The following is a 2,703-nucleotide window of genomic DNA, read 5'->3' on the forward strand; positions in this document are numbered from 1 at the left end:
CGCGGCGCTCGGCGAGCTGGCCCGCGACGCCCGACCCGGGCTGCCGGTGCTGGTCGCGGTGACCGGCGCCAGCAACGTGACAGGCGAGTGCTGGCCGGTGGCCGAACTGGCCCGGGTGGCCCACCGGCACGGCGCCCGCATCCTGGTCGACGCCGCCCAACTGGCCCCGCACGCGCCGGTCGACCTGACCGCGCTGGACGTGGACTATGTGGCCCTCTCCGGTCACAAGCTCTACGCCCCGTTCGGCGCGGGCGTGCTGGCCGGACGCGCGGACTGGCTGGACGCCGCACCGCCGTACCTGGCCGGTGGCGGCGCCACCAGCCACGTCGGCGCGGCCACCCACGAGGTGCGGTGGACGACCGGCCCGGCGCGCCACGAGGCGGGCACCCCGAACCTGCTCGGCGCGGTGGCGCTGGCCGCGGTCTGCGAGGCGCTCACGGCCGTCGACCGGAGCGCGCTGCACGCCCGGGAGCAGGCACTGCTGTCCCGGCTGCGGTCCGGGCTGGCGGCCCTGCCGGACGTGGTGGAGCTGCGCACGTTCGGCCCGGAGGCGCCCCGGGTGGGCATCGTCAGCTTCGTGGTCGCCGGGCGGGACTCCGCCGAGGTGGCCGCCCACCTGGCGACCCGGTACCGGATCGGGGTGCGGGACGGCCTGTTCTGCGCCCACCCGCTGACCCGCCGCCTGCTGTCCGAGGCCGCCACCCGGTCCGGCCGCACGGACCTGCCCCCGACCGCCCTGCGCGCCAGCCTCGGCCTCGGCACCACCGCACCCGAGGTGGACACCCTCCTGACCGCCCTAGCCACCCTCCCCTAACCACCCACCCCCGCTCACCCCGGCTCGCTCCCGCTCGCCCCCGTCGATCATGAAGTTGGCGGCACTGGAGAACGCTCTCCAGGCAGCCAACCTCATGATCGACGCTTTCCCGGTGGGCCTACGGACGGTCCCGGGCCCGGCCTCGTGAGGTTGATCAAGGAGTTTGCGCGCTGGGGGAGATCAACTCCGACGTCAACTCCTTGATCGACAGAGCGAGGGAGCCAGGGCCGGGGCGGGCGGGGCGGGTGGGGGTCAGCCGACCGGGGGGGCGGTGGGGGGTTTGGGGGCCGGGCTCTGCTCGGTGGGCTCGCCGCTGCGCTGCTCCTTCTCGCCGAACGCCTGTCGGATCAGGCGGTTCGCCTCCTCCTGGTCGACGCCCGAGGCCACCATCAGGTCACTGGCGGTGGTCCGCACCTGTGCGATCACCACACTGCCGGAGAAGCCCACCCCCTCGGCGTACGCCCGGCCGGCCTCGCTGACCGCGCGCAGCGACCGCTCGCGCGCCCGCTCCGGCTCCTCGCCGGCGGCGAACTCGTGCCGCAGCAGACGTACCGACTCGGCCAGGTGGGCGATCGCGTCCGGCATCGGCTCGGGGATCGGCTCCTCGTCCTCGATCATGGTGACCGAGCGGCGGATCAGGGTGCCGCTGTTGCGCATCGCCCGGTCGATCGGCTCGGCCGCCTCCGCGTAGTGGGTCAGCTCGCTGCGCCGGTGCCAGCGGGCCGGGGAGATGGTGATGGTCTCCTTGGCGCCCTCGATCGCCTCGGAGAGGGCGGCCAACTCCTCCTTGTTCTCCCGGAGCCGGAACAGCGCGCGCTGGGCGGCGCCCCGGTCCTGGTTGCGCAGCGCCTCGGCGCAGCTGTCCAGCTGACCGGCGAGCAGGTCCAGCGCGGGGCGGGCGGCCCGGTTGATGACCCGCAGCGGGTTGAGCGGGAGCAGGATGGCGGTGACCAGCAACGCGATGCCACCGCCGAGGAAGGCGTCGACGAAGCGGGGGAACTCCAGGTTCTGGGTCGAGGGGCTGAGCGTCACGATCAGCACGGCGGTGGCCGCCGCCTGGATCACGATGGCGACGCTCGCCCCGGCGAAGATGGTCAGCAGGATCGCCGACGTCACCACCAGCGCGAGCTGCCAGGCGCCGGTACCGAGGAAGTAGATCAGCACGTCGCCGACGAGGACGCCGACCGCGACCCCGACGATCAGCTCGACGGTACGCCGGAACCGCTGGCCCACCGAGGCGGCGAGCGTGCCCACCGCGGAGATCGGGGCGAAGACCGGCTGCGGGTTCTTCAGCAGCCGGTGCGACACCACGTACGCCAGGCCGGCGGCGAGCCCGGCCTGCAACGCCAGCCCGAAGGCGGTACGGACCCGGTGCAGCCGGTCGTGCAGGGTGGCCTTGCTGCGGTCGCGCAGCTCGTCCATCGCGGCGGCGATCCGGGGCCCGTCGAGGTCGCCCAACTTCTGGCGTGACGTCATGCGCCGCAGGAACGGCTGTCGTCGGTCCCGGGCCACGGCCATGGCCGGTACTACCCGTCCCTCCCCCGGTGAATCCTCGCGCGGTTGGCAGACTGCACGGGATGGACGAGCTGACGGCACGGTGGCGGGAAGGGGCCCGGGCGGCCGGTGCCACCGACCCGGAGGCCGTGGGCCGGGCCGGGGCGCGCCTGCTGGCCGGCTGGCGGGAACCGCACCGGCGATACCACACGGTGGACCACCTGCGGGCGGTCCTCGACGTGGTGGACGCGTACGCCGACCGGGCCCGCCGCCCGGACCTGGTCCGCCTGGCCGCCTGGTGCCACGACGCGGTCTACGACCCGCGGGCGGGCGGTGACGCCAACGAGCGGGCCAGCGCCGACCTGGGCGACGCGCTGCTCACCGCCGCCGGGCTC

Annotated in this window: 2 protein-coding genes and 1 pseudogene; 2 read left to right on the plus strand and 1 reads right to left on the minus strand. The window is 74.8% G+C overall.

What is annotated here, in order from left to right:
• Nucleotides 1-814, plus strand: an 814-nt coding sequence (locus HUW36_RS30320; protein ID WP_174531220.1) for an aminotransferase class V-fold PLP-dependent enzyme, incomplete at its 5' end; no start/stop codon positions are given.
• Nucleotides 815-1,066: 252 nt separating this feature from the next.
• On the opposite strand, the gene HUW36_RS30325 is transcribed toward HUW36_RS30320, so the two are convergent.
• Nucleotides 1,067-2,290, minus strand: coding sequence for an FUSC family protein (locus HUW36_RS30325; protein WP_246248397.1), 1,224 nt, complete (start codon nucleotides 2,288-2,290; stop codon nucleotides 1,067-1,069).
• 101 nt (nucleotides 2,291-2,391) lie between these two features.
• On the opposite strand from HUW36_RS30325, the pseudogene HUW36_RS30330 reads away from it, so the two are divergent.
• Nucleotides 2,392-2,703 (plus strand): annotated as a pseudogene (locus HUW36_RS30330) (metal-dependent phosphohydrolase); the annotation flags it as partial.

The sequence above is a fragment of the Micromonospora maritima genome (assembly GCF_902825405.1).
Taxonomy (GTDB): Bacteria; Actinomycetota; Actinomycetes; order Mycobacteriales; family Micromonosporaceae; genus Micromonospora; species Micromonospora maritima.